The organism is Haloarcula japonica DSM 6131, from assembly GCF_000336635.1.
Classification (GTDB): Archaea; Halobacteriota; Halobacteria; order Halobacteriales; family Haloarculaceae; genus Haloarcula; species Haloarcula japonica.
On the sequence record NZ_AOLY01000042.1, the window covers coordinates 44,608 to 67,937 of the forward strand.

The 23,330-nt window shown below is 59.1% G+C and carries 13 protein-coding genes and 1 pseudogene; 1 reads left to right on the forward strand and 13 read right to left on the reverse strand.

The window, feature by feature from the left end:
- Nucleotides 1-600: 600 nt before the first annotated feature.
- The 4 genes and pseudogenes from C444_RS18210 to C444_RS22465 all read right to left on the reverse strand — a co-directional run bounded on the left by C444_RS18210 (nucleotide 601) and on the right by C444_RS22465 (nucleotide 5,038).
- On the reverse strand, nucleotides 601-1,734 hold the full coding sequence (locus tag C444_RS18210; protein WP_004594524.1) for a homing endonuclease associated repeat-containing protein: 1,134 nt from the start codon (nucleotides 1,732-1,734) through the stop codon (nucleotides 601-603).
- A 272-nt stretch (nucleotides 1,735-2,006) separates the two neighbouring features.
- Nucleotides 2,007-2,906, reverse strand: a pseudogene (locus C444_RS18215) (DNA-binding protein).
- A 717-nt stretch (nucleotides 2,907-3,623) separates the two neighbouring features.
- Complete coding sequence (locus C444_RS18220) at nucleotides 3,624-4,865, reverse strand: IS200/IS605 family transposon protein TnpB (protein WP_004594525.1); 1,242 nt, start codon at nucleotides 4,863-4,865, stop codon at nucleotides 3,624-3,626.
- Nucleotides 4,862-5,038: a hypothetical protein gene (locus tag C444_RS22465; RefSeq protein ID WP_004594526.1), complete on the reverse strand. Its 177-nt coding sequence runs from the start codon at nucleotides 5,036-5,038 to the stop codon at nucleotides 4,862-4,864. Before C444_RS22465 ends, C444_RS18220 begins: the two co-directional genes overlap by 4 nt.
- A 342-nt stretch (nucleotides 5,039-5,380) precedes the next feature.
- Between C444_RS22465 and C444_RS18225 the strand changes: the two genes are divergently transcribed.
- Complete coding sequence (locus C444_RS18225) at nucleotides 5,381-6,511, forward strand: hypothetical protein (protein ID WP_004594527.1); 1,131 nt, start codon at nucleotides 5,381-5,383, stop codon at nucleotides 6,509-6,511.
- Between the two features lie 439 nt (nucleotides 6,512-6,950).
- Here the strand turns inward: C444_RS18225 and C444_RS18230 are convergent, their stop codons facing one another.
- From C444_RS18230 to C444_RS18275, 9 genes are all read right to left on the reverse strand, one after another.
- Nucleotides 6,951-7,211: a HalOD1 output domain-containing protein gene (locus C444_RS18230; RefSeq protein WP_004594528.1), complete on the reverse strand. Its 261-nt coding sequence runs from the start codon at nucleotides 7,209-7,211 to the stop codon at nucleotides 6,951-6,953.
- An 85-nt stretch (nucleotides 7,212-7,296) separates the two neighbouring features.
- Complete coding sequence (locus C444_RS18235) at nucleotides 7,297-7,626, reverse strand: hypothetical protein (protein ID WP_004594529.1); 330 nt, start codon at nucleotides 7,624-7,626, stop codon at nucleotides 7,297-7,299.
- Nucleotides 7,627-7,908: 282 nt separating this feature from the next.
- Complete coding sequence (locus C444_RS18240) at nucleotides 7,909-8,238, reverse strand: DUF7558 family protein (protein ID WP_004594531.1); 330 nt, start codon at nucleotides 8,236-8,238, stop codon at nucleotides 7,909-7,911.
- Nucleotides 8,235-8,525 (reverse strand): hypothetical protein, encoded by a 291-nt coding sequence (locus C444_RS18245; protein WP_004594532.1) that lies wholly within the window; start codon nucleotides 8,523-8,525, stop codon nucleotides 8,235-8,237. Before C444_RS18245 ends, C444_RS18240 begins: the two co-directional genes overlap by 4 nt.
- Nucleotides 8,526-9,034: 509 nt before the next feature.
- On the reverse strand, nucleotides 9,035-13,213 hold the full coding sequence (locus C444_RS18250; RefSeq protein WP_152420831.1) for a DUF3883 domain-containing protein: 4,179 nt from the start codon (nucleotides 13,211-13,213) through the stop codon (nucleotides 9,035-9,037).
- A gap of 213 nt (nucleotides 13,214-13,426) precedes the next feature.
- Nucleotides 13,427-14,122, reverse strand: a complete 696-nt coding sequence (locus C444_RS18255; protein WP_049909611.1) for a hypothetical protein — start codon at nucleotides 14,120-14,122, stop codon at nucleotides 13,427-13,429.
- 1,744 nt (nucleotides 14,123-15,866) lie between these two features.
- On the reverse strand, nucleotides 15,867-20,237 hold the full coding sequence (locus tag C444_RS18265; protein ID WP_004594534.1) for a type IV secretory system conjugative DNA transfer family protein: 4,371 nt from the start codon (nucleotides 20,235-20,237) through the stop codon (nucleotides 15,867-15,869).
- A complete protein-coding gene (locus C444_RS18270; RefSeq protein WP_004594535.1) occupies nucleotides 20,230-22,314 on the reverse strand; it encodes a VirB4 family type IV secretion system protein in 2,085 nt (694 codons plus the stop codon). Before C444_RS18270 ends, C444_RS18265 begins: the two co-directional genes overlap by 8 nt.
- Nucleotides 22,311-23,324 carry a hypothetical protein gene (locus tag C444_RS18275; protein ID WP_004594536.1) on the reverse strand — a complete coding sequence of 338 codons (1,014 nt, stop codon included), beginning with the start codon at nucleotides 23,322-23,324 and terminating at the stop codon, nucleotides 22,311-22,313. Before C444_RS18275 ends, C444_RS18270 begins: the two co-directional genes overlap by 4 nt.
- Between the last annotated feature and the right edge of the window lie 6 nt (nucleotides 23,325-23,330).

Genomic DNA, 23,330 nt, shown 5'->3' on the forward strand with positions numbered 1-23,330 from the left:
CGGAATACTTCTGGAATGAACGAGGAAGCCACAAAATTTTCGAAGGTAAGATAGGTTCTGACTTGACTTCCTCTGAGGGTCATATTTACGACCATGGTATTGAAGGATGGAACAAGGATATCTATTTCAATCCAGCCGAACAAGACACTGATACTAAGATCCAGTCAGGAATGAAAGTCAGCTTTGAGCTTGGTTTCTCTCCTAGAGGCCCTATCGGATGGGATTTAAGTATAACGGAGTCTTACTAAATTTCTGTTCATATAATCAAAATATAATCATTTGTGGATTTTTGATTGAAATATTGTAGCTTCACTAAACTGGGGTAGTTATTCACACCTATACTGCTGAATACGCTCTGGTAGCCCGACCTTCCCACAGACGGGACATTCCCGCAGTGGTGTCGGCGGCAGGTCGTCCCAGGCGTCCAGTGCGGCCGCTAACTGTGCTTCCACGATTGGCGAGTCGGTCGTCGGCGGGCTTCGCGGAGGTGAATAGAAGCCGCTCCCGGACCGTGAGTGTCGTCTCTTCGGTCATAGTGAGACGGGATCGCTGGTGGCCCCGCCACCCATCGCCGGGGGCGAGCAACACCACCCTGAGCGGTTAGCGAATATCCGGCTGGAGCGGAGCGAACTCCTCCCACATCGTATGGTGGCGCTGACAGAGCGTAATCAGGTTTTCAATCCGGTTCGACCGTTCGTAATCCAGTACTCCATCGGCATCGATGAATGCGCCAAGCGGCGTAATGTGGTGGACGTTCAGGTCACGGTCCCAGCGTTCGCGGTGAGTATCGCGATCAATCGGACAGCCCGGCATCTGGCACTCGAAGCCGTCCCGTTCCAGTGCTCGTTTGCGCTGTCGGTACCAATTTGGCCCATATGAGATGTCCCCGTAGCCGCCCTTCCAAGTGGGGTGATCTGGGCCGCTCGGATGGCCGCGATATTCCATCCCGGCTGCCTCCACAGCCCGCTTCCATGATCCATATCGTCGGATGTACGGGTAGATCGTGATCTCCCCGTGTTCTCTCATATCCACAGTTGAGGGGACATACCCCAGTTCATCGCGGAGCCGAGTGAGCTCCGTCAGTAACTCTTCGTCCGGGATATTTCGCCGCGAATGTGGGTCAAAACCTGCCTCCTGAAGTGCAGCGTTCCAACTACCGAATCGCCGCTGGGCGACTTTCGTTGCGTACTCTCCTTGTTCATCCATTTCGTAGGCGGTCGGTGGCCGCCCAAGGTCCTCTTCGAGAGTCTGAATCGCTGAGATTACTTCTTTCGGTGTAATCTTGGCCGATTTCGTTGTCGATAGCTCTGCAGCGTCGAGTCCGATATTCCACGATCCGAATCGCCGTTTCACCACAGCTGGAGATACTTCCCCATATGCCTTCATTTCCGATACTGATGGAGAGTGACCGAGCATCTCGGCCACGCGCTGTAACTCGTCGATTACCTCCGTTTCTGAGTAGGAATGATCGAGTGGTTCAAGCCCAGCTTCCCGCAGTCCCTCTCGCCAACTCCCGAGCGTTGATTGGACGGCACCAGCTGTGAACTCTGTCTCTTCCTCAATCTCGGGTTGCATCGGCGTTCGGCCTTTTTGTTCGGCGACGCGTCTGAGCTCCTCAATGATGTGGTCCGGTGTGATTGACCGCTTGTGGCCTGCTATGTGGGCAGCAATCTCGACGTTCGTTTCGAACGATTCGCCGCAGATGTCGCACGTGTAATCTCCTTCGACTTTCATGCGTAGCTCCGAGCGTTGGGCACGCCCGCACCCCTCGTGGGGTCGGACAAACACGCCCGGTCGCGCACCGTTTCCCCCGGTTTCAGGGATAAATCTCAGACCGGGTTTCGAGGTCGTGGCTGCGCGCGCAGCGAAGCCCTCGTGAGCACCGCGAACGAGGGCACGTGAGACGAGCAACAGCGAGTCTCACGGAGCGAGCACGGAGCGGAGGGTGGGGTGGCGGGGTCTGGGTCGGTCCGGCACATGGCAAAAAAAGAGGCTGCTCCAACCGGCTATTCGTCCCACCAGCGGCCGCGCTCCGGGAAATGAAGGGTTGACCAGCCAGTGACGGCCAGTGAGATGCGTCCGTCGTACCAATTTTTCGCTGCTCCGTGGATGCGCACCTGTTCACCTTCTTCGATCCAGGGGGCATTCGATTTCTCCCAGATCGTCACCTTCGTTTTCCCGCTTTCGTCTGCGATCAGCCCAACTTGAGCGATGGCTGGCGAGTCACTATCCCAGAGCACCTCGATTCGACCTTCGACACTCACTTCTTTGCGATCGACGTCCTCGAGGGCGTCGATGGGCACGGTGCCCCCCGGGGCCGTCTGCAACTCCTCGAACACCCGCACGACCGCACTCGTTATGTCCGTGCCGTCGACGACCGCTTCGGCTAGGCGTCGACTGACCGCCGCCCGCGACCAGCCATCCACCCGCGTCGCGAGTCGGTCTGCCTCCGTGTTCACTGTCGCCAGTTCATCCTGGGAGAGCTCCACTCGGGGATCATCCCGTTCGGGGTCGGCCATCGGGTCCACGCTCGCGGCACGCGTCTGGAACGTCCGCCGGCGCTGCTTGCTCCCTTGCGCGGCGACCTCCCGCGTGCGCTGTTCCCGACCCTCCTGCGTTCCCAGCTCGGCCTAGGCACTGATGCGCTCCAGTTCGGCTTCCCGCGCCCGAATGCGCTCCTCCTGTTCGAGGGTGACGCCGTGAATCCGGTCCTCGCTCGTGTCCGCGATCCCGTCCGGGTGGTTCGCATCCACCTTCGCTTGGGTCTCCTGTTCGACCGCCGCCTCGAACTCCGGGGTCTCGTCGACGACCGGGAAGCCGTCTTCATCGACCGCCTGACTGCCCGCTTTCTCGAATGCCTGTTCATCGACCGTAACGACCTTTCCGCTAGCGTTGTTACTATACATTGGAATCTCACCAGATTCCGAAGGCGCTCACGCGCCGACTCCGCGATGCTACCACATCGCGGTTTTCCGACGACAACGACCGACAGAACCACCTGCGCGCTCTCGCTCGCGCCTTCGCGAGCGCCCTGTGGGCGCGAGCGAGAGCGCGCCTCAGGGAGGCCATCCAACCAGCACCGCGCGCCGACCCGCCCGGAGCGAGCGGCCAGCGGGATATGCCCGTTCGTGTCCGGCCCGATGTGCGGGTCCGTGTCCAGGGCGACTGTCGCCGAGAACGCGCGCCGCTATGTGGCGCGCGACAGCGCAGGCGGCACAAAGCGCTGGAACGCGAAAGCCCGCAAGGGGCGCAACCGACGGGGATACCCGCTGGCGTCGAGGGCACATACACTTTAGCCCGGCAGTCCGCCCGCTACTGCAGGCAGACCGCCCGGAATGGTCGGTCGCGAGCGACGCGGAGGGCGGAACGCGGCGAGCGGTGCGAGCCGATGAGAATCACACCAGCCAGCCGAGAAACCTACTGCTGGCTGAATACGCCGCCGCTGAGTCGTTCGGTCACGTGCCGAATACAGGCGGCTACAGGACGCCAAAGAAGAGCAGTACTGAAAGCGCAATCAGCTTGAAAGGCGAGCGACCAGCGGATCGACATCCACTCCGGAACCCCGGAGCGTCCGCTCGCTGGTGTCACAGCGACACCACGGCGGCACCTTGCGGGTCTGTGCGCTATTCGTTGGAAGCCACCGCGTTCCCCTCAATGGGGTACCACTGGTGGTCGTCCCACTGGAACCGCACGGGCCGTGCCGTCGGCCTGACCGCAGTATTCGTCGCCTGTTCGAGCAGCGTCCGTGAGGCGACGAGGTCGGCGTGCCCCTCGAAGCCGCACGGACACCTCAGCGTCTCACGATGCCGGCGCGTCTGCTCGCGTTCGCCGCACTCCGGACACGTCTGAGAGGTCCACGCTTCGGAGGTTGCTGCCACGTCGATCCCGTACTCCTCGCAGACGTTTGCGAGCTGGTCAAGACACTGACGGTGTGCCCAGAACGTACGGGCTTTGAGGTTCGCCTCGACCGACCAGTACTCGCCGAGGACGCCGGTGAGATCGCCGTGATAGATGGTTTCGACGCCGTCGTCGTAGAGTCGCTGGACCAGATCACGAAGGAGCGCGTTCACGGCGTGGTCCCACCGGCGGGAGCGCTTCCGATAGAGCCGCTGGATTCGCGTGCTGGTCTGCTGTCCCGCCGGGAGCTTCGCCTTGGCGTCGGCGATGCGCTCGGTCGTCTCACGGAACTGCCGGAACGGCTTCTGACCGCTGTAGTAGTACTGGTCGTCGGCCGTCGTCGTACACGCGACGAGGACGTTCGCGCCGATATCGAGCGCGGCGACGTCCGATCCAGTCGGCGTCGCCTGTTCCGCCTCGGGAACCGTCACCGGCTTGTGGGCGCGATATGTCTCGTCGACGTCGTCGTAGGAGAGATGGAGGCGGCCCTGGTTGCCCTGCCAGTGCGGCTCCCCGCGGACGGCAACCCGGAGCCGTTCGGCCCGACCAAAGCCGTACTCGTCTTTGAGCTGGCTGCCGATGGGGAGTTCAAGCCGTGAGCGCTCGCCCCAGCGGATCGTGTAGGCGTCGTTGCGGACGTAGGTCCGCAGGTCGCGGCCGTCGGCTTGGTTCCCCCAGTAGCCGGGCGGACTGACCTCCTGGTCGGCCTCCTCGACTGTTTCGAAGAACGACCGCCAGGCGGCGTCGTTGACGCGGGTGATCTGCTGGGTCGTCGCCGATCCCAAGATGTCGACGTACTCGTCGTAGTAGTCGTCACAGTCCCAGACGTTTTCGCCGGCGAAGAACCGCTGCCGGCGCTCGTAGGTGAGCTGGTTCCAGAGGCTCGCTGACGCATCGAGGAGGCGTCGGAGGATAGTTTCGTCTTGTTCCGACTGGGGCACGACCTCGAAAGTGTTAGTCCGCCTCATTGCTCGGACTTACCCCACATTCGCGGCACGTAGCCGAGCTGTTCGATGTCGTTTGCGTAGTCTCGAAGGAGCCCGATCAGGACCATCTCCGGGACGCCGTTCTCGGCCTGTTCAACCAACCACTCCTCCAGTTCGACCTCGGCCGCCTCAATCTTGGTGAGGTCGACCGACATCGGTCATCGCGCCTCCGTTTGACGGTACACCTGTCGCTGCTGGTGGTCTCGCATCTCAAATCACTTGTGCTGTACAGGCACGACCGACTGCGCCTGCACCCTTTGCAGGCGTTCAAAAATACCACCGTAATACGCAGTCAAAGCTGAGTGTCGTAGAACAGCTGATACACTCGGTTTGAATCGGTAAGTACAAATAATCGATGTAGCATAATAGGTCGGAACATCCATGATTCTCTTCAGAAGCATTGTGACCGATACAGAGCACGAATCTTGTAGCAGTAGCGGATCTGGACCCACCACTGAATATAAATGTAGTTGTTGTATAAATCAGGCAAGATACTAATGGTAGATCTTCGGGACTGGATTCGGGATGTTTTGAATCAGTCCGACCACAGCGATAAGCACCCACTTGAGGAACTCTCCGAGTCGGACATCGATATCGAAATCAAGCACCTGCAAACCGAAATTGAATCAATCGAGCTCAAAATCAACAAGCTTGAATCAGAATTTAATGCAAGAATTGAAAAAGCCGCTCAAGCGGACGGTCCAGACGCTAACCGCTTGAAGCTGGAGGCCAAGAGGGTTAAACAGCAATACGAGCGACTCATACGGGAACATCGAGAGCTTTTGGCAGAGCTAACAGCCCTATACGGTGTCCGCGAAGTCAAACGTCGTAGCACTGAGGAATTAGACATAGAGGAATTGCCGACCGAGTTACGACACCAGTTGACCGAGGCGGGTATCCAAAATGAAACACAGTTTCATGAACTCTATGTAGATACCCAGAGAAGCTTCAACAGCGGGGCAACCGCAGAGTCGCACGTCTCCGAATCGATAGACAACCTTGTCTCAGCACCCACGCCGACCCTGTCGGACGACTCCATAGCTGAGGTCAACGTGAAACCCATCAGCTCGGACGAGTCAAGTGCCGAACCGGAGCAAACCAGCCTGAGAGATCAATTGTCCCCAACCCCCTACACCCTCTGGCAGTTTCCGAAATCGGACGTCTTCGCCTATTTTTACTACTTTACCGACGAGATATACACCCAAGACGAAAGCAAATTCACTACCCTTGATGACCAGCTGACCCTACTGGGGCGCAACCGCGGCGGATTAGAGGTTGGCATCTTTGATCGGGACAGGATGGCCGAGCAGGTTTGGCAGCTCATTATTCGGGGCTTGTCAATAGACAACTATCCTGCGCTGGTCGTCGCTGATGGCCCCATCGGTGTAGAAGAAATTGACGACCAGACCGAAAACTTCAGTCCCAACGATGTGGAGTTCGCTATTCTTGAAAACGGAATTATTAGCGACACTATCTTGAAGGACCCTGACGAAACCCGTGACTTTCTGAATACACTGTTCGATGCGGCCCGTGACAACGAGATCAAGCGCCAGATGCGCCACGAGAAGGTCCTTGAGTCATTGACAGTAGCGAAAGAAGAGGTTAAAGACCTGTTTACTGTCAATTGAAATATCTGAACCCCCCTTTGTTTACGGATAGCAGGGACAGAATCTGTGGCCAATTCAGTGGATTTCCAACCGACCATCTGAGCCAGCCATTCGGGATTGAGTAAAACTCTCACAGCCTGCTATACTTGCTCTCTATTCCTCACGGATATAAAAAAGTCATAAAACCGACACTTACACGTCCCCTCTACAAATAGTCGGTCGCGAGCGACGCGGAGGGCGGCAGCGGCGAGCGGGGCGGGCCGTGACGTACACACCTGTCCAGCCGGCCGCGACACTCGGCGACCAAGCTACCGTCCTGGCGGACTCAGAAAGGGCGAGGCCGCCTCGGCCGTCCCCCGACCCCGCAAGCACCGCAGGGACGAGGAGCGCAGCGGTGGTCGCGGGATGCCGAGCGGCCGAGGGCTTTCAGGGAGCGTCGCTGTCGACGAATCCGATCGCGCTAGTGGTCTGGTGACCCGGCCGGTTCATCGAGAAGGACGTCGACGCCATCCTGGGTGACGACGAGTTGGATCCCTTCCACAGTGAACCGGACCTCGACATCGCCGGCGGAGGAGACGAGCAGTCGTTCCAGTGCCTCGACGTCGACAGCGTCGTGGAGCTGATACGAATCGCTCGGCAGGCCGTGGGTTTCTAGCGTCTCGACGATGTCAACGAGCAGATCGGGGGATGTATCTGAGTCTCTCGGGGTGGAGGGTGCCATTATGGCCTCGATGCGTACGTAGGACGAATCGTGGTTAAAAGTGGGGACTCGGCGGTAGCTCCCTCCGGGCCCCTCAAACGACGACTCAGTCGTTGTCCTGTGCGTTCAACTCCTCGAGGAACCAGCTGGCTGCCGTCCCGATCCGAACGCCGTCGACGTTGCGCATCTCGAGGTCAGTCGTGGCGGTCCGGAACGGTTCGTCGTCGACGAGGATACGGTGGATGACCGTCCGGACCGACTCCATTCCGTATCTATCGACGAGAGCGGCCATCGCTGTATCGAAATGCGCATCCTCGTGCTCGGTTCGCGGGTTCTGCGCCCGTTGGATCACGAGGTCGATCACATCGTCGACCGATGCGTGTCCGGGATTCCCGGTCTGCTCACGAACGTTATAGAGGGGCTCAGTATCAGGCATTTCGAGTCACTCCGTGGCGTCGTCCGTATCTTCCGCTGTAAGGACTGCGTCGGACAGCGACGTCGAAAGCAGCCGGTCCGGGCCGACCTCGAGGGTGACAGAAGACCCGCACGCGGGGCAGTCCATAGGTATCCCGAGGAGCGCCCGTCTGTTGAAGATAGTGGGGGGACGAGACAGTAACACAAGCAGCGCTGCTGAGGTCGCGGGGTCGGACAGGTACAGGCAACTGTAGATCAACCGCCGTAGTCGCCGTACCACTCGTGTCGACGACTGCTCGTCGGGTCAGTCCGTGACGATGTGGGCCTCGAGGTCACGGGTCCAGTACGTTGCCGGCCCACCTGGACTACACCGCGCACAGACCTGTATCGGGCCTTCGAGATGGCCGAGCTCAATCCGAAACCGCGTGAGCGCGGCGAGCGTGTCGACGACGAGGCCACAGCTATCACAGGCGTACTGATCACGTTCGTTGGGATTCGGCGTCTCCTGAATCGCACAGTCGACGCAAATCGGGTGGCTGACCCGCTCCTCTTTCCCCCAGGTGTAGGCGGTCCCGGTCTCTGTCCCGGGTGGAGCCTCGCAGAAGGCACAGCCGGCCAGCGTCTGTTGACTCATTCGTCCCCCTCGCCGGCGTCCACCGCTGCTGTCCAGCCCTCGTGGAAGACGGCGAGCTGCCACATCGATTCGAACGCCGTGCCGCTGGGCTCGTGTACGAGGACCCGCTCGTCGACGACCGGCGTGACCGTCCCGGTATCGAGCAGCTCTCGGACGAGGTCCTGTGCCGTCTCGTCGTCGAGATCCGCTGTCGACACTCGCCGGGTATCCCGATCCTGCGCGAGTAGTTCCCGCTCGAAGCGTTCGTGATCGTCTGTCGTATCATCGTGTATATCTGGCCCGGACATACGAATCAGGGGGCAGCACACGAACCGCCCCGCATCCATTCCGGGGCGCTGAAAAACAGTTGCTACAGTCACCTACCCTCTGTCACTACGTCGACCTGTTCTCACCCTCCACGCCCCACGCCATCGTCCGGGTGGCATCCCGGTCTCGCTTGGGCTGCGGCCTGGCACCTCGGCCCCGTTGGCCGCGAACACAACTTTGGGCGGCCACCCCCACCACATATCGGTTGATTTTTCGCCTGTCAGGTCCCCACAAATCGCAAGACGACGTCGCCTGACAGCCGATTTCATAGATTACGGGAGAACACACCTTTTCGGAGACAGCTGTCTAGTGGAGCCGTCGTGCGATTTTGGAAGGTAGGCCGGGAGAGATTTGACGGCTGTCTAGTGCCGCTCGGAGGAGGTGTCAGGTTGCACCGGCAGTCGATAGATTCCGTATCTTCTCCTCTCAGTGGTCTACCATTCTGACCTTCTCCCCCGAATACTACTTCTGGGAAGCTGTGGCTTGGATTTCAATCGTCCTGCTCGTTAGAAATAAGATCCAGAGAGTAGCGAACGGCCTCCTCGGTGCGATATGGATCTATCGAGGCTTTCTGCTTAACCGCATCTCCATGTGCTAACGGATTCTCGAGTACTGCCAGTTCATACGACCCGTCCTCGCTGGATCCATCATACACTCGATAGAGATAGAACCGTTCTTGATGGCTCAGAGCTTGTTGGACCTGGCCGTCATCCAAAGTCACGTACCCCTGTTGACTTGTACTGCTTTTAACCTCAATATATCGATCTATGAGGGCTCTGTCAGGGTCTGATTCGAATGCCTCTTTGCGTTCTTCCGTCTCGAAACTCAATACGTCACACCCATAGCTTTCGCTTCCCTGGATATGTGACACGAGAATTGGGAAACGACCGGCGTCGATTTCGAACCAGTACGCGAGTTTTTCCGCCCCTTCAGAATCAGGGACATCGTATGTTCCCGATGTCGACCGACTCTGTGATGTAGGGGCTGTTCGGCGAATTGTGATGGATCTTCCCTCAACCGTTTCGAAGTCCTGTTGTTTTGATGAGACGCCCTCTATCGATTCGTCAATGCCAGATTGTGCTGTCGAAGCAGATGTTTCATTGGTTGTCTGTTGTGAATTGACAGCCGATCCGTCGCGAGAAGGACTACCTCCTGATTGATCTCTTTCTGGTTTCTTGGTTCGATCCATCCCGTCCGTAACCTCTGGCGCAGTGAAAACCGAGTCCGACTCTACAGAGGTCTCTCCTGTGAGATGCGCTTTAGATTCCCGTAAGCGTTCCTTCGCGGATTCGTCACCTAAGAGCACCTCCAAACGCTGTCCCCGATCATCTGCCGTTGCGAGTGAGAGAATATCCTTACTCAACTTCTTATCGAGGACATCTGAAAAGATGTCTCCGACCAACCGGGCAAGATGATCATCAGTGACCTGAGGCCTCCCATCGAGAATATCGGGCACAACATACACTGTCGATTCGTCAATAAGGTACGATCCTTGCTGAAGTTCGATATCGAAAGTGTCGCTACCGACCGATGCAGTTGCCTTTACCGCGTTACATAGGACAATCTCTACGTCACGTATCGCCCGTAGCTCCCTGCGGTTATCGTCACCATCAACCCGGAAGGCGTAGATGAATGGTTTCAGGTCTTCTACCTCCTGCGAAAACTCTTCCCTATACAGATGGTGGTCGTGGTCGACGTCTGAAATGTCGATATCAGAGTTTGTGAGGCCGTCTACGCCGAAGAACTGTTTCACCTTCTCAGTACCCTGACGGTTATCGAGCATCAGTGAGGGATATCTGTCCTCGACTGGCGTAGGAATTGAGTCGGTGTTTGTGTATCGCAGCTCCGACACCGGATAGTAGCCTTCTACTCCCTCGTGAGTTCCGAACATTTCCCCATTCTCGATGAAATCAGCACGCAGAGATGCTGGTGGAGTCTCGTCACTTTCGCGGTTCTTTAGCAAGGTTCGATAGACCCGCTTTGCCACCTTTCCGTCCGGATCGCGATCAGGAAGGTTAAACAGGATTTCGTAGAACGATTCCCACGAAAGATCGGCGAGTGTATTCGTTACACCCAGGTCTCGGAGCGTTTTGGAGATATCAGTTTCGTCAACACCCAGTTCGGAGAAGAGCGGATATTCTGGATCTACTGCCGGATATCCAACTAAAGGCGAGATATCCTCCGCTAACGAAGCTGTCGAGCAGGTCTGTGGGGTCTGAAGATTAGTCTCTTCACCTTGGACAGGAAGCCACTGGCTCGTTCGGAGAATCCAGTAAGGGTGGGAAGGTACAGACTGCTCGTTAAGTGATTTCCAATTTTGGTGGTACTTGGGTTTGATTTCAAGTATCGCGTCTGATCCATTCTTCCGCCAGCGATTGGTCGTCTCTGGAATCGTCGCAAGCCATGCGAGTATCGCATACGGATGTGCGCTTTCGACGATCTCCTCAAGTTGGTCGACTGTCTCCACCCTTCGTAGCCGATAATTCCGTGTCGACGTAACGTCATTCGGGGTTTCTTTTGTTTCACTCCCGAACTCAGCTGGATAGTCTAATGTCTCGAGGACGTGGTCGAAGAAGTCAGAATTACTCATCTCACGTCGCTCTAATCGCGGCTCATCGGCGACACCCAACCAAAGCAAGAACGACTCTAGCTTGCTCACATCGTCACAGAAGTCTAATTCTGTGGGATTTACGACGAACAACTCCTGATCAACCGACTCATACAGATGTTCGACCAGTTTGCCGTTGGGGTACTCACCCGTTAGATAGAGAGAGCTGGCCTTCGCGAAAGTCCCGGTACGCGTCGGAATAACAATCGAGACTTCTGTGAGGGTAACCCCCTTGGCGCCAGCTTCGTAGAGGTCCCACAGCCCCCGTAGCATCTTCCGGCGCCAACGTCCCTCTGCATCCGGATCCTGAGAAACGCGGTCGTTCGCTTCGGTGACAACCGCCTGGACCAGCCCTGAAAGCTCGTACTCACGAATATTAAACGACGATAGCTTCATTCGCAAATCCCGAATGCTGGTTAATCCCCAGCTTGACTGCAGCTTTGATGCAAGATCAGGGTGAAGAATATCTCTTGGAACCCATGAGGGGAGTGTAATCGACTCTCCCTGTGGTGGGAGGAATGTCGTTCGTTCAGACGGGATTGTACTACCCTCGCCATCAATCAGAAGACGCGGTGGAGTCTCGTCTCCAATGAGATTATTATCGACGAGGCGGGTGATGATGCCTGCACGGGCTGTCATAGACAGGTCGCTAGAAATACTATCAAGTCGGGTTCGTAGGTCTGTGTAGTCGATGTACCCAACGTCTAGACGATCCAACTGGCTCCTTACATCATGACTATTCGTGTGGAGACAGACATCGTCGAATAGCTCTCCTTGGAGTAGGTCATCAAAATCACCGGAAATCCGTTTTGCCTCTGCGGGGGTTGTAAAGGAACCATCCTGTACTGGAATAAGAGAACGCGTAGCAACTTCTGACTCAAGCAACTGCTTGAACGAGGTTTGGTCTTCATCCGGTGCTCCCAGGTTGTTTAGCGTAGAACCGATTGGTCCAGTGGGAGAAACTGTACGGAGAGCAGCCCACGGAGTTTCTTCAGATCGATGGTCCTCCGCTGCATCAATCATCTTCGACGCTAATTGTTCAGCGACGAATCGATTAGCATCGCTCTCTATCAGGTGATTTCGTGATTCTGTCACCTGAAACGTGGCGTGCGCCAACATCGGAAATGGGAACGAGACCTTGGTAGGGAAGAAAACAAAGAGATCAGATGGTAGTTCTGTCCACCCGGTGTTCTCGGGGATAGCGATTTTAATCTCGTACCGGTCTTTGGTTTGCGAAGCGGTGGTATATTCCTCTGGAATTTCTCCTGAGTCTTTGAATATTTTCCACGTAGTCGGTTCACCGCTGCCGTGGTCAACAATAACTTTCTCCCCACCGCGTTCAACACTCCAATCCTCTTCTCGTTCTGGACTGCGAATCCGAAGATCGTCTACGCTCCGTAGGAACAACGTGAGCTCTTTGAATAGGGAGTTGATCTCCTTCTGGACTTGGTTCCGACTACCGCTGTCAGACAGAGGAATACAGATCACAGTGTCGTATCCTTGGGCCTTGATCTGCTGTCCTTGTTTGTAGACTTCCTCAAAACGTGTATCTACAACGTCGCTTTCTGAGAGAAGTCGTGGCGTGCTCAGTGTTGCAATCGGGTTTGAGGTACCTCGCTGCTCGTATCGCTTCGCTTTTCTATCAATTTCGTCGTTTTCCGCACGAAGTTTGTTCAAAAACTCAGATGCGAACTGTTCCGAGAATCCGATCGATACCTCTCCGCTCTGAATGAGTACGTCTGAACTCCAATTCAAAATGGACCGGAATCCGAGCCCCTTGTAGCCGATACATTCCTCCCGGAATTGCTTCGGGCTATTATCGCTGAGCATTAAGGAACTGATTCCCTCACGGGAGAAGGGTTCCCCGCTATTAGCGACGAATAAGCCTTCCTCTGTCAGTTCTATCAGGACATCAACCGAACCAGACGATTCCCAGCCGGCGTCGTCAGCGTTCTGAATGAGCTCCAGCAGTCCACGACCAGAATATCCGTCAATATGCTTCGTCTCCCGATTATAGTCTGAAAAGAGTCGGTCCTCGTCACGATGGTAGACGTCTTCCATCTTCTGGAGTTGGTCTTCCACCCAACTCCCCCACTCTTCAGGCGAAGTATTTGGCACACATTCAGACAGTCATCCGGGGGATTTATTGGTGTTGACCAGTTTTCCAGCTGAGAGCCACTTTGAGGTCCGAGTGAGTGGGTCGGCTATAACGACGAGGGCAATCCTTCAGAATGATCCAAATCACGTACCGCAGATCGAGATAAAGCAAAACCTCTACCGATCAAACGGAACAATCTGCTTCGCTCGATCCAATGGGGACAGATTGTCAGTTTTACTCTCTTGATCTTGCTTGATCTTCTGTTCAGACTCCCGATCCTCGAGAGCAGTTTCCAATCGGTTACGTTCCGAACGGACCGTCGCGAGTTCCGTTCGAAGCTGGTCAACCTCCGCTTCCAGATCCTCGATTCGCTCCGATTTCTCCTCCAGTTCAGACTCGAGACGCTCAACCTTCGCTGTCAACAGCCGGTTCTTTTCCCGGAGATGAGCTCGGTCCAGGTCGCCGGTTGGCTCATCGCTTACAGGAGACTCGGCAGGAGACTCCGATTCACCGTCAGCTCCGTCGTCCTCGGGCGTGACTGGGTCTCGGCCGTGGTTCAGGCCCGCGTCTTCGATAGCTGACAACGTCTCGTTGTAGGTTTCGTAGCCGGGGAATCCCTCGTAGGTTCCATCCTCACCCTCGCGATCGACGAACGCGTCTTCGGGACAAACCTCGAGCGCAACAGCCGCTTTTCGAACGGCCCAGAAGGGCATCTGGTCGTAGGTCCCGCCATCGACGCGTTCTGCCCCAGCCTCTGGAATCCACACCGGAATGTCGTAGCCGGCGCTCCGCAGTTCGTCGACGGCAGTCCAGTAGTCCTCCCCATCGAGGTCCGCATCGGCGTCGGAGAGGATCCCCGTCGCGAGCGCCATCAGTTTCGCCGGCCCGCCCCCGGCGTTAACCTTCGAATCGCCGAAGGTATTGGCCTGCTCGTCGACGAAACAGGATTGCCCGCTCTCACTGTGGCGCCAGCACGGGTCGAACNTTCGCCGGCCCGCCCCCGGCGTTAACCTTCGAATCGCCGAAGGTATTGGCCTGCTCGTCGACGAAACAGGATTGCCCGCTCTCACTGTGGCGCCAGCACGGGTCGAACTGCGGCCGCGGCTGGTTCGGATCCGTATCGTAGGCATCGCTCGCGTAGTGACGGGCAATCTCGGTGATGTCGATATCCTCGACAGCCTCGTAGACGTCCTCTTTGAACGGCGTAACGGGACGGCCTTCGAGGGTACCGTCGAGTTCTGCCATTCGCTCTTCGCGTCGCTGGAGCGCTGCCTCACGCTGTCGCTGGCGCTCCCGTTCCCGCTCACGCTCCGCTTCCACCCATTCCTCCAGCGTGGCCTGCCACCCCCCGTGGTCCTCGTACAGGTCCGGCCAGAGCGTCGCGACAAGCGAGTCGACGCAGTCCGTGTGCTCGACTCGCGTGAGGTCATCGGCCCAACTGACCGCCTGCTCGAGGAGTGCGTCGTCGACACCCTCGAACGGACGGAGTTCGTAGCGGACGTTGTCGGTCGCGATGGGCGTGACGACGGCATCGTGGTCGGCGTGGATCGAGAGTGGCGGCTTGTACTGGCGGTTCTTGTTGTTCACCCAATCGGGCTGAATGACGTCGCCGGCGCCGTCGACGCGCTCGTTCACGCGGGCCTCTGCCTTCTGGAGCCATGCGTTCGAGCGGTCGAGGAACTCGTTGAACACCCGTTCGAGCGCATCCGGATCGTCATTGAAGTGGTCCGCAATTGGTAGTGTGGCCTCCGGGGCCCCAAAGACGTACGCGCCCCCGACGGAGTCCAGCGCATACACCGCCTTCCGCGTGCCGTAGAGCGTTGCATACTCGTCGATGTAGGCGTCGAGGGTACGCTCGACGAGGGCACGCGTCTCGCCATCCAGGTCGCCTCGCTGCGGCTTGATGTCGTCGGCGAGGTCAATATCGCCCCAGGTGGGAACTGCCCGGAGGTCGGCATACCCNTCGCCATCCAGGTCGCCTCGCTGCGGCTTGATGTCGTCGGCGAGGTCAATATCGCCCCAGGTGGGAACTGCCCGGAGGTCGGCATACCCGGGGGTTGGGGGCTCATCCTGCCAAACGGTCGTCCCCTCAGACTCGTCGTAGCGACAGGGTTCCCACTGTTGGAAGGCGGTCGGTGTCTTGTAGGTGGTGACGGCATAGAGGGTCCGGTTGAGGCGGTCGTNCTCGTCGTAGCGACAGGGTTCCCACTGTTGGAAGGCGGTCGGTGTCTTGTAGGTGGTGACGGCATAGAGGGTCCGGTTGAGGCGGTCGTGAATCTCGTCGTAGTCACGATCGAGGCGGGCAACCCGTCCGCGCTGCGGATCCCCGGCCTTAATCGCCTCGACGTCGTCGTGGTCGCGTTTGATGTACCATCCGACGAAGTCGTTCAACCCGATGGTTGGATAGTTCTTGACAGTCGCNTTAATCGCCTCGACGTCGTCGTGGTCGCGTTTGATGTACCATCCGACGAAGTCGTTCAACCCGATGGTTGGATAGTTCTTGACAGTCGCCAGCGCCTCGTAGATGGGTTTGGCACGACGGTAGTGCTCGCGGATGGCTGCCTCGGAGAGCGTCATTTCGTGTGCTCCTGCACCTCCTGAGCGGGAGCGAAACGACTACGCACTGGCATCATTCGGTTCCTCCTGGTCGCCGGCGTCGTCCAGCTCGATTCCGACGTAACAGCGTCGCGTCTGACCGTCCAACCACTTCTTGTCACGCTCGAACGCAACGTGGTCGCGAAGCGTACGTGTGAACCGGTTTTTTGGCTTCACCTCGTACTCCTCGGCCGTCGCATATTGCTCGTACGCATCGTAGACCTCAGCGACCGCGACGACCCCGTCGCCGGATTTAACGATGCTATCGCGGACGAATGCTTGGATGCCGAACGGATCGTTCTCGTGGTCTTCCTGCTTCATAGATTGCTTATCGGCAGGTTCGTCTGGCTCCACACCTGCCAGATGGAGTTCATTGTTTTCGATCGCCTCAATGAGCCCAGCAAGGTCTTTGGTCGCGTCAGAGTCTCGAGTGTAGAGCTCGAGATTCTGCTCATCCTCGATGACACCTATCGCATACGAATCATCCGTGTACTCCGGAACGGGTAGGTCGGTACTGGGCACGAACGGGCGCTTGACAGGTACCCAATCCGCTTCGAACGCCTCACGTGACTCGTAGGACTCGGGAAGTTCTCCCGGCCTAAAGACGGTGTATGACTCGCTCTCGGCGTCGTAGCTGTACGTCGCCGGGAACTGATCTTTCGACACAGCGTCGAAGGAGTCGATCCGGGCGTGCTGGTCTCCGGCACTATCCTCGAGGACGAACGCACCGTCCCGCTCGAACCAGCGGGTGTGGCGACTACCACCAGTGGCCGGTCGGACGGCCGTCACTCCATCCGCGGCTCGCGCACCACCGTTGAATGTGACGTTGTGGTTCATCGTATACAGCCGTGTTTCCCCGGAGGAGAGCTGATTTCGCGGCTCGCTGAGGATTTTCGCAAGCCGGTCGGCAATCTCGTCAGCCGGCTGATCGTCGTGGTCTGCGACGACGAACAGCGGGATTCGCTCCTGTTCCTGGGCCTTCCGGAGGTTCGTGAGGACCTTCGCCGGCCGGACGTGGGTGGTGGTTTCGACCTCCACCTGGAGCTCCCGGTCGAGATCCGGATGCGTCGCGATGGCATCGGGGCGGGACTCCCCGTTCTGATCGAGGACCTCCACGGAGAACCCCGCAGTTGCGAGGGATTGCTCGACCGTTTCAAGGACTGCATCGTGGTGCTCGCCCCCGCCGGTCGGTGATGTCGACGTGTCGGGCGCGGCTGCTTGCTCACCCTCGTCTGTGAGCCGACACTGCACCGACGAACCACCGTCCGGGAGATCGACCTCGATGAGCGAGGACGCCTCCCTCACTTCTGGTAGTGTCTCGTAGCCCTGCGCCTCGATGGTGTCTTCCTCGATGCGCGAGAGCAGTTCCTCATCGACGTCCTCGACGGAGACCCAGCCGTTCGTCTCACGTACGTCGTTCGACAGCTGGACGGCGCGAATCGCACGGGCCATCGCGACTTCCAACGGTAGGTCATCCGCGTTCTCCAGAGCGACGTCAGTCGCAGCGTCACGGCTCTCCACGGTCGTCCCGCCGGCGACCCCGTACTCCTCGCGGGTATGCTCGTGGACGGCGTCCAAGGCGTCTTGGAATCGCTCTTCTTGCGTCCCGGTCAGTGGCTGCTCGCTATCGGGATGACCGGGTGGAATCGGAAGGGGTTCGATACTGAACGGGTCGGGGCCGGTTTCGCCGAACTCTGGGCTCGGGAGCTGTGCGATCCACTCGCCACGCGGGAGGGAACTGATCCGATTCTTGAACTCGACGGGATCCATTGCCTCGTGTGAGAGTGCCTCGGCGATGTCGGCGTCGACGGCGATCTTCCCGACGAGCGGACTGCCGATGTTGTTCAGGACGTTCAGGTAGACCTCGCGGTTGCCGGCCTCCTTCATCTGCTCAGGGAACTGCGTCACGAGTTCGATGGATAGCCGGAACTCCCGCCCCTTTTCGAGCAGCGTCGTCAGCGTATCAGAGACGACGACCGACGACGCTTCGTCGATGAGCAGGTTCGCCACGTAGTCGTCTGGCTTGCGGGCCAGCTCGTCGCCGTCGCGACGCTTGACAGCATCGTAGAGCTGCGTCAGAATGACGCCGGTCATCACACGGGCGGCCTCGTCGCGGAGATCGCCGAGGTCGAAGATGACTACTTTGTCCTCGTCGAGGAGGTCGCGGAAGTCGAACTGTGACTCGGTATTGTTGAAGATCCGCCGGAGATGGGCGTCCTGCGTGATGTAGTCCATCCGGTTGCTGATGCCGCTCACGACGTTCGAGAACGTCGCCGGGTTCGAGCGCAGGTGTCGCTCCAGTTTCTCGGCGACCTGCGGGTCGCTGGCTCGCGGTGCATCTTCGGGTGTCGAATCTGGTGGCCCGGCGGCGTGGAACTGGGTCACCGCCTGCTCAAACTGGTCGTGGGTGAAGTAGTTTGTATCCTGCCGGAAGTGTCCGTTTTCGAGGCCGTACTCCTCGTCGTACATCGCCTTGATGAGGTACTTGATGAGCGTCGGCGAGGCGATGGCGTCCTCGTACCGCTCCGGCCCCATCACGAGCTTGATGAGCTCCTCGTAGTGGTCGGCCTTGTCCTGAATCGCGTCGACGCGTCGGACGCCGTCCTCCAATGCCGGCGTGATGTCGAAGAACGCGAAGCCAGGCAGGATGTCGGGCACCGAGAAGTGGAGGACGTTCTCCTCGAGGTCGTCGGTGCCGAAGCGCTTCGCGTGAGCCCGCATATAGTTCTCGGGGAAATTCCCGCCCTTGGAGTCGATGATGAACACTGGCCCGTTCGTCTGGTCGTACAGCGAGAGGGCGTCGTTTTCAAGCGCGACCGATTTGCCGGCGCCGCTCTTCGCGAACCGGCCGACGTGGAACGGAAGTAGATGCGGGGGAATCCGCATCGGCTCCGACGTGGGCGTACCGTCTTCCCCAAGACCGCGGCCGATCGCCATCCCGGCGTCCGTGAACGCATCCATGTGGTCCTGCGCCGGGAGTGGCAGGGGCGTCCGGCTCTCGGGTTCGGCGTCGGACCCCCGCCCGCCCTCGGTCGTGAGGTCAGTTGCCGGCGGAACGACCACGAAGTTCGCCAACTCAGCCGGCCCGAGGACGAGATCGGGGCGGGTCTTCCGCCAGTCGCTCTTGGTAGCCAACGTAGCGTTGAGTACCCGGTCGGCGTGCTTCTTGGCTCGCCGCCCCTTTCGAAGCCCACGGCGGATGCGCTTCGGTCGGAGCCGATAGTGCGGCCCGTTCAGGTGATCGAATACCGACCCGATATCATCGAGACGATGGTCAACCCGCTCTCGTTGTCGGTCGGAGGTCACGAGCGAAAGTGCCCGCATATTCACCGTGAACGTGTGCTGTGGCTCCTTCTCGTCGATAGCCTCGACCCGCTCTCGCCCACCGATGTCGAGATACCGACGCTGTCGCCCGGTGTTCGACGGACTCTGTGGTTCGTTCTCTGTGTTTCCGAGGAGTTCTCCGAAGAACCAGTCGACGACCCGGTCTTCGCCTTCACGGAGCTTCCGCTGGCGCTCTCGTGCCTCGTGCGTCCAGTCCGATTTCCGCTGAAAGAGTACCTGGAACGCGATCGGGTGTTCGGCCCGGGTCAGCTGATCGATGAGTGACGCGAGCGGGGCCCGAGCGTGATCGTCATCGTCGTCTTCCGTATTCGTGAATTGGGGTAGTGTCGTCATCCAGTCTTCCCGCCGGGTAGCCTGCCCGTGCCAACTGATTCCGAGTGGGGTCGTCTCATCGACGGTCGGTTGCGTATGAGCCGGCTGGTGATCGGCATCGAGTTCGGAGTCGGACGGACCAGCCGCTGTGGACTCGTCACTCGAATCGGCCTCGAACAAGACTTCGTCCTCGTCCTGCGACATAGTGCTCTCCGACAGCACACTTCCGCCATCACCGACCGGTTCCTGCCCCGTCGAATCGAAGAGAGTCACGGGCTCTGAATCCGAATTCGGGTCTCCGGAGAATTCCTCAGCTGTCCTGGGGTTCATTCCGTGGCTATCGTCACCTCCGGCACTGTGGTCCTGAGACGGGTCTGCTGTCGATGGGAGTAGCTTCGTTTCCAAGTCAAGGGTGACCCGCTCGAACGTGACGGTCGGAGGATACAGCGTCCGGAGGCGTTCTTCGAAGGCATCTAACCGGCGGTCGGCCCCGTAATAGAACTCGACCGGCTCGTCTGCCCCCTCACTCACTGCGAGGAACTCGAACACCGGTGGCGGATCGCCGAAGGGACCGATACTTGCGAGAAGTCCGTCGTTGCCAGCGTCAAGGCCGTGGAGGCCGGCCAGTTGACGGACTACGGTCTCCGGCGCGAGATCGCTCCGGGAGGGAGTGATCCGGATGTACTCGTCGCCGTTAGCCACTGACGGGATTTCTGACGGGGTCTGTTCAGTCATCCTCCTGAGTGGTAGTGCTAGTTGGTTCACCGCCGTCGGCACGCGTTCCGGCGGGTCGGCTATCTGGATTCGTCACGCTCGTCGTCGGCTCGGGTTCAAGCTCGGCCACGTCCGCAGCGCCGCCGTCGATAACGTGAGCCTCGTAGTCACTTGCCCGAATTCGGAGTGGGAACCATCCCTCCTGGTCGATACCGACGAGCGCCTCAGAGTAGCCGTCCTCGTCTTCCCCGGCCTTCGCGGAGGTAACCCAGTTCACCTGCCGCTCGCTGAGGTCGAACCACTTGGCGATCTTCTCTTTCTCCTCATTGACGCGGTGGAGGACGGTCAACGAACAGAGGTTCGCGATGGTGCGTGCCTCCGGCGTCAGCGCGAATTCACCCCCCGTTTGCGTGATGAATTCGAGGCTCAGATCGAAGTGGCGGCTGTGCCGGACGGCTGTCTCCAGGAAGTCCAACGAGACGGCGTCGTTCATCAGGTAGTGCGCCTCGTCGATACAGAAGACGACGCGCTTGTCGGTCTGTTTGACCCGCTCGTAGACGCTGTTGAACAGCACCTGCATCATCAGGCTGGTCTCCGCCCGGCCACGGGTCCCCTCCTCCTGGTGGAGATCGAGGTAGATGACCTTCGAATCGAGGTCGAACTCGGAGGGGCGAGCCAGATTCTCGAGTTCACCGCCCTCGCGGAATGACGGTCGGAGGTCCTTGAGTAGCGACTGAGCATCGGACTGGACGGCTTCCTGCTCCCCATCCGTGACGTAGCCGTACTCCTCGGGGTCTTCGACCATCTCTTCGAGGACCGTGATGACGTCGTGGATGGTGGGCGAGTCCCGGGTGTGCGTCTCTGGATCGCGGGTGATCCCGCGCTTCTCGTAGGCTTCTTGGACGGCCCGCCGGAGCGTCTGGTTGCGCTCGCCGAGTGGATGGTCTGCGACGTGCTCGAAGAACGTCGCGAAGAAGGTCATCACCCAGTTGATCTGCTCGCCCCACGGGTCGATGTCGTCGACCTCCTGCAGGACGTGGTCGGGCGTCGGTTTGATTTCCAGCGGGTTCAGCCCCCGCCGGCCACCGACCGTGATCCGCTCGCCATCGAGCGCCTCGTTGACGCCGGCGAACCCCCGCATCGGGTCGAGCATAATGACGACCGTATCCTCGTCGAACATCGCCCGCCGCACGAGCCGGAGCTTCGTCGCGAAGGATTTGCCTGCGCCGAGCCGGCCGATAACCATCATACAGTAGCCGGTTTGCCGTTTGAATCGGTCGAGGATGAGTGGACTCGAATTCAGCGCGTACGTCCCGTATTCGATACCGGGTTCCGCAAACGCACCGGAAACGAAGGGGAACATCGCGCCGACTGCCCCGCCGAGCATCGGCGTCTTGCTGTCGAGCGTCTCGTTGAACTGATCCAGGGCGATCGGGCTCGCTGAGGTGAACGTCTTCAGCTGTGACCACCGGGGCGTCACCGGCGTCAGATTCGCAGGCGCTTGTCGGGCTGTCGTCGACACCGACTCGGCGTCGATGTTCTCGCGATCGTTGCCCCTGACCGTGAGATACATCGAGACGTCGAACGCCTGCATCGTCGTGTTCCGAAGGACGTCGTACATCTCCTGGTGGTCCTCGAGGTCTTTCTCGACGCCCCGGGCGCTCGCACGATGCTTCTCGGTCAGGTACTCGTAGTCGGCTTCGAGGTCCTCGATCTTGTTCTCCAGCGAATCCAACGTCTCTCGCGTATCACGAGGATCGATGTGGATGCTGACATCTGTCTGTTGGGTCTCGGCGGCCGCGTACAGTTTTTCGAGGAAGCCATCCATCGGAGCATCGGGATACTCACCGACCCACAGACTCTGCGCCCACTGGGTGTCAGTCCGGAGGGCGCTGGGCGTTCGCTCGATACTCGACGGCGAGACGACGGTCTGATGGATCTCGGGGATGCCGTCGACTGCCTCACCGTCGGCCTCGTAGTCCACGGTAAACTGTGATTCAGCATCTTCCCCCTCTTCGTCGGGGGCCTCGTCTGCGGTCGCCTCGTCGTCAGTTTCTGAACTATCCGAGCCGGTGAAGGGCAGCAGGTTTCCAATCATGACTTGTTGATGACGGGGGACGTTCGAAGCACCTGTTCGGGGTCGCCGTACTCGATTTCCGTGCCGGTCCAGTATTCCGCGATGAGGCGGGTGAGTTCGGCCGCATCAACGGGGCGCGTGTCACACCCCTCGATGCCGCGGAGGCCGCGCTCGACCCGCCGGCGCCGCTCGTCCAGTTCCTCGAGCATCGCGGCTCGCTCTTCCTCCTCCGGCGGCGCCGTGACAATCTGGATGAGGATGCCCAGTACGGGGATCCTAGCGAGCTTTTCGAGGAGGCTGGCCCGTTCGTATCGGACCTCCTCAGGTCGTACCGGAATCAGGACGTAGTGGTCGCGAATGGTCATCTGACGCTGCGCCAGCTCCCGGTCGTACCAGTCGACGTAGTGTTCGATGAGCGCCTGGAGTTTCTCGTTCGATTTGACGTCCGGGTCGCTCAACCGGTCTTCGTACCGCCCGACGTACTCGTCGGCGGGGAACGCCTGCGTCGTCGAGTAAATCTGGATCGGGAACTCGACGGTCGTATTGACGAAGTCCTGGAAGGCCTCCGCCTTCTGGGCCCACTCCTCGTCGGTCGCGAGCGCCATCGTCGGTGGCGACACCTGAACGGCTCCGACAAGAGCCCGGTCCGTCCGCTCGATGGCGTCTTGTCGCGGGTAGACGCGCTCGACGTGAGTGTACTCCTTCGCCTCCTCGTGGGCGATCTCCGTCTCGCTGCGGTGGAAGTTCACGAACAGACCGAGCCAGTCGAGACTGTTGGTGTAGCCGGGCGTGAGGTAGACGAACAGCCCACCGAAGGCGATCGCAATCGCTGCGAGGGGGATCGTGAGGGCGGACACCGGAATGCCACGAACGGTGAGTGACGGTGGGATAACGACCTGCGTCACCAGGACTACCAGTACACCGGGAAGACCGGCGACGGCGAGGTCCGTCAGCGAGTACTTCCCGAGGAACTGGGTGTCGGTACCGAGTGACTTCGGAATTCGTTTCGCGGGGTCAGTTGCGGAGCTCATGGGTTG

Excerpts from the sequence above, each read along its gene's own strand:
- C444_RS18225 (WP_004594527.1), top strand. The coding sequence starts at position 5,381 with ATGGTAGATCTTCGGGACTGGATTCGGGATGTTTTGAATCAGTCCGAC.
- C444_RS18250 (WP_152420831.1), bottom strand. The coding sequence starts at position 13,213 with ATGGAAGACGTCTACCATCGTGACGAGGACCGACTCTTTTCAGACTAT.
- C444_RS18235 (WP_004594529.1), bottom strand. The coding sequence starts at position 7,626 with ATGCCTGATACTGAGCCCCTCTATAACGTTCGTGAGCAGACCGGGAAT.
- C444_RS18265 (WP_004594534.1), bottom strand. The coding sequence starts at position 20,237 with ATGACTGAACAGACCCCGTCAGAAATCCCGTCAGTGGCTAACGGCGAC.
- C444_RS18240 (WP_004594531.1), bottom strand. The coding sequence starts at position 8,238 with ATGAGTCAACAGACGCTGGCCGGCTGTGCCTTCTGCGAGGCTCCACCC.
- C444_RS18245 (WP_004594532.1), bottom strand. The coding sequence starts at position 8,525 with ATGTCCGGGCCAGATATACACGATGATACGACAGACGATCACGAACGC.
- C444_RS22465 (WP_004594526.1), bottom strand. The coding sequence starts at position 5,038 with ATGTCGGTCGACCTCACCAAGATTGAGGCGGCCGAGGTCGAACTGGAG.
- C444_RS18220 (WP_004594525.1), bottom strand. The coding sequence starts at position 4,865 with ATGAGGCGGACTAACACTTTCGAGGTCGTGCCCCAGTCGGAACAAGAC.
- C444_RS18270 (WP_004594535.1), bottom strand. The coding sequence starts at position 22,314 with ATGATTGGAAACCTGCTGCCCTTCACCGGCTCGGATAGTTCAGAAACT.
- C444_RS18210 (WP_004594524.1), bottom strand. The coding sequence starts at position 1,734 with ATGAAAGTCGAAGGAGATTACACGTGCGACATCTGCGGCGAATCGTTC.
- C444_RS18255 (WP_049909611.1), bottom strand. The coding sequence starts at position 14,122 with ATGGCGCTCGCGACGGGGATCCTCTCCGACGCCGATGCGGACCTCGAT.
- C444_RS18230 (WP_004594528.1), bottom strand. The coding sequence starts at position 7,211 with ATGGCACCCTCCACCCCGAGAGACTCAGATACATCCCCCGATCTGCTC.
- C444_RS18275 (WP_004594536.1), bottom strand. The coding sequence starts at position 23,324 with ATGAGCTCCGCAACTGACCCCGCGAAACGAATTCCGAAGTCACTCGGT.